The organism is uncultured Chryseobacterium sp., assembly GCF_913776365.1.
Lineage (GTDB): Bacteria > Bacteroidota > Bacteroidia > Flavobacteriales > Weeksellaceae > Chryseobacterium.
The window spans coordinates 1-4,463 of the sequence record NZ_CAJYMO010000182.1; the positions used below are offsets into that span (position 1 = coordinate 1).

The 4,463-nt window shown below is 42.9% G+C and carries 3 protein-coding genes and 1 pseudogene; all 4 read right to left on the reverse strand.

Annotated elements, in window-relative coordinates:
* Positions 1–731 (reverse strand): annotated as a pseudogene (locus QZ735_RS09365) (MBOAT family protein); the annotation flags it as partial.
* A gap of 3 nt (positions 732–734) precedes the next feature.
* Positions 735–2,066 (reverse strand): hypothetical protein, encoded by a 1,332-nt coding sequence (locus QZ735_RS09370; protein ID WP_294247313.1) that lies wholly within the window; start codon positions 2,064–2,066, stop codon positions 735–737.
* 410 nt (positions 2,067–2,476) lie between these two features.
* Positions 2,477–2,899: a glucosaminidase domain-containing protein gene (locus QZ735_RS09375; protein WP_294247316.1), complete on the reverse strand. Its 423-nt coding sequence runs from the start codon at positions 2,897–2,899 to the stop codon at positions 2,477–2,479.
* A gap of 236 nt (positions 2,900–3,135) precedes the next feature.
* On the reverse strand, positions 3,136–4,407 hold the full coding sequence (locus QZ735_RS09380) for an aminotransferase class I/II-fold pyridoxal phosphate-dependent enzyme (RefSeq protein WP_294247318.1): 1,272 nt from the start codon (positions 4,405–4,407) through the stop codon (positions 3,136–3,138).
* Positions 4,408–4,463: the final 56 nt, after the last annotated feature.

Here is a 4,463-nt window from a genome sequence, read left to right on the forward strand (position 1 = left end):
TCAAAAATATAATTTACGAGATTCAGGGTAATGTAGTCCGAGATGATGAGCTTCTTCACAAGACCGGAGATAATCAGGTAAAAGCCCATTGCAAATTCCCTTTCCGAAAGATAATACGGCTGGTTGATCTGCGGTACGAAATCATGGGCACGGACAATCGGTCCCATCATCAGTTTCGGGAAAAAGGAGAGAAAAAGAAGGTAATCGGTGAATTTCTTGGCAGGTTTGAAATCACCTCTGTAAACATCGATCGTGTAACTTAAGTTTTCGAATGTAAAAAACGAAATACCGATCGGTAACAGGATATTCAATGGATGAACCTTTGCTCCTGCAAATTCATTATAGAGGGTGACGAAAAAATTGGTATACTTATAATAGAACAGCAATCCGAGGTTAAACAGGATACTGAGAACCAGAAGCGCTGTTTTCCTCGATTTCTGCGGACTTCTGTCAATGAGATTGGATATCGCATAATTTACGATGGCAGATACGATGACCAGACCTACGAACCAGCCGCTGGCTTTATAGAAAAAATACAGGGAGAAAAAGGTAAAAACATACCTTCTCGCGGTGAAGTGATTCCGTAGCAGATAAAACAATACGATAAACAAGGTAAAAAAATAGACAAAAAAACCGTTGTTGAACAGTAACGGATTTTTACTGTCATATACGAACTGATGCAGAAAAGCTTCCCAGTCAAAAGAAGTCAATAGGTTTTCTAAGGGTTTCACGGTCTATTTTTTTTGAGTTGAAATATATTTTTTATAGTCTTTCATCATGGCCTGGTACAGTTTCTCTGCCAGGACATCAGTTCCTTTTCCGTTGGGATGTACATAATCCTTGTTTGCCAGAGGCGGTTCCATGGAAGCCCAGGCCACAATTGAATTTTCTCCGCCCATAGACTGGAAAAGGTTGAAGAAAGAAAGATGGTTGTCATAGGCCATCTGTGCCTGGGTTTCCACCAGGTTTTTAACGCCTTTGGCCGACTGGAATTCCCCGTTGTACCGGAAGGCACGGTCTGCCGAGCTTACCATCAGGATATCGGCATCCGGAAAAGCATTCCTGAACTTGACAAGGTTGGGTGTCATAATTTTAACATAATAGGAATATTCCGTGTCATCCGGCCGGAAGAGCAGATTGACGCCGTATTGCATAACGATCAGGTCATAATGGTTTTTTGCCTGTACCGCTTTCAGAAAATCCTCATCTATTTTTTTAAATTCCACACCGGTGATGCCCCGGAAGGAAAAATTATCAATGATGACGCCGTTGTCCGATTCGATGCTGATTCCGTATTGAGGAGCTGAAGCATTCTGCGACCGGACCGTAAAAGATCTGAGGGTATCCCGTGATAAACGCTGGGTATTGACAGGCGAAGTGCCGTTCAGCAGGATCCGGGCATTATCATACAGTAAAACAGGCGTACCGCTGCTTTGTCCGAAGATGACGGTTTTGTTGGTTACGGTCCCAGGAGCAAGGGTCTTGTCGGTGAAAAGCGTTGTCCCGTTACCACTGAAGCTGAATCCTGAGACATACATATTATGCGCGCCTTTATCCATGAAATTGGTGGTTTTCCATCCTCCGGCTTTAATCTCTGCCGATTCACGTACGGGAGCAACTTTGCTTACGAATGGCAGAAACCCCACACCGGCACCTCCGAATTCTTTCTGGAGCAGTTTTCTCAGCTTACGGGTAAGCAGGTCGCCTTCAATCATGCTGTCGCCGAAATAGGCGATCCGGATCTTTCCTTTCTTTGTTTTACGGAGTTCATTCAGTTTTTCCGTAAAATGCCGGAGGGCAGCCGTACTGTCGCCTGCCGTAAAATCCGTAATGAGGTCCGCTTTTTTATACAACTCAAAATTCCGGGCTGAATTCCCGGAAGCAAGGGGTGTATTATTTTTATGTTCCTGCAGGTGTTCGGGTTGAATCACTTCTGAAATCAGGTTGATGTTCTGCAGCGGCTTCCAACGGATGTTAAAAACATACATCATCACGGAGCATATCAGGTAAATACCAAAGCATACGGAAAGCAAAACCACCACCCGCCAGTTTCTGTTCGGACTCATAAAAATTGCTGGAAATTTAATCAGCTAATTTACTGAGATTAATTAAGGTAAGCAATAGCAGCGCCCATCCATATTGAGTTTACCTCAAGTTTATTTGCCACTAAGGGATTAAACTGTTCCGGAAAGAAAAAAAGCCAACTATTTTTGACTTGCCCTCTGCATTTTAATGCAATAAATACTTTGTAAAAGCTGGATCACTGCAGAGATTTCATCAATGCTGAAAGGCATATGGAGCCGGAATGTCTTCCATGGTTTATTTTGTACATCACCGGCTGCTTTGTCCTGCAGGTTAACCACAATTTTTGCCTTATCCCGGATTACTGATACCGAATGCTGCTTACCGCCGACTGCCTGCATAAAAAAAGCCCCGGAAAACCGGGGCCTGTAACTTTTGGGTTATACACTTACTTTTACATTTTAGAAAGACTGTATCTGGAAATAATAAGATTAATCCTTCTCATCCATTCTTTCGGCCGGGTGGAGTAGCCTGCCGAAGCAATGGCCTTTACCCATTTCGAAAGATCGGTATTGCCTTTTAAGGCAGCGTAATAATCTTTATTCACGATAAGTTTACAGAAAGCTTCGTAACATTCTCTCACGGAGGAGAAACTTCTGTATCTGGATTCAGGATTGTTTTTCCCGACGATACCAAAATGATTGTTGAATTTCGTAGAGCTCTTACTCGTTCCGGCTCCGGATTCAACGAATGCGACTGAAAGAATAACAGAAACAGGAATGCCGTATCGGGCAGAAAACTCTGAGGCAATGGCCTTGTTTGTCTCTAAATAAGGATGGGTCTGCGCTGTAGCGGTAATGGATACCAGCATTAACACGAAACTCAAAATTACAATTCTTAAGTACTTTAAAGGTTGTTTCATAATTGTAGATCTTGAAATCATGGGTGCAAATTTACCCGTCCAAATGTTAAAACCCTAATTTTTAACACAATATAACGCGATATGGAAACAATTGTCTGCTATTTAGTTAAAAAATGTTAAAAATTTGGAATTGTGGTAGAATTTGTTAAATGAATAAGCCTCGGATTTTTCCGAGGCTTATTATTTTTATACTAGATGGCTTTGAAACTTAAGCCCTGTTCTTCCAGCAGTTTCTGTTCCTGCTCCTTATAATGCCCGTTTACGAGCTTATCATGAATAGCTTCAAAAGCTGCGAGTGTTTCATTGATTTCTGAATCCGTATGAGATGCAGTAGGAATCAGTCTCAGCAGGATCATTCCTTTCGGAATTACCGGATAAACCACTACGGAAGTAAAAATCCTGTAATTTTCCCTCAGGTCTTTTACCAGCAGGGTAGCCTCTACCGGTGTTCCCTGCATCATAACCGGCGTAACACAGGTATTGGTATCACCAATATTGAAGCCTCTTTCTTTTAAACCGTTTTGCAGCTTGTAGGTGTTTTCCCAAAGTTTGGCCTTTATTTCAGGTCTTGTTCTTAACAGTTCCAATCTTTTCAGTCCGCCGATCACCATAGGCATCGTCAGGGACTTCGCGAAAATCTGGGAACGCAGATTGAATTTCAGATATCTGATGATTTCTTTGTCTCCGGCGATAAAAGCACCGAATCCGGCCATCGATTTGGCAAAAGTGGAAAAATAGACATCAATCTGATCCTGGCAGCCCTGCTCTTCACCTGCTCCGGCACCGGTCTTTCCAAGGGTACCGAATCCGTGCGCATCATCTACCAATAACCTGAACTTGAATTTTGATTTTAATTCACAGATTTCCTTTAATTTACCCTGTTGTCCTCTCATCCCGAAAACCCCTTCTGTGATCACCAGGATACCGCCGCCGTTTTCTTCAGCAACTCTTGTGGCCCTTTCCAGGTTTTTTTCAAGGCTTGCTATATCATTATGCCGGTAGGTAAATCTTTTTCCCGAATGCAGCCTTACGCCATCTACGATACAGGCATGGGAATCCACATCATACACGATAACGTCATTTCTTCCTACCAGAGCATCAATGGTGGATACCATCCCCTGATATCCGAAGTTCAGCAGGTAAGCGGATTCTTTCTGTACAAAATCAGCCAGTTCCCTTTCCAGCTGCAGGTGCTGTTCTGTTTCACCGGACATCGCCCGTGCACCCATCGGATAGAACATTCCGAATTTCGCGGCTGCTTTGGCATCAGCTTCCAGTACTTCCGGGTGGTTACACATTCCCAGATAATCATTAGCACTCCAGAAAATCACCTCTTTTCCCTGGAACTGCATTCTCGGTCCGATCGGTCCTTCCAATCTCGGGAAAATGAAATAGCCTTCGCCATAATCTGCAAATTGTCCAAGAGGTCCCGGATTTTCTTTAATTCTGTCAAAAATATCCAACATGATAATTAATATTTAAGTAAAAAAGCCTTTTGTGATGACAAAAAGGCCTGGTT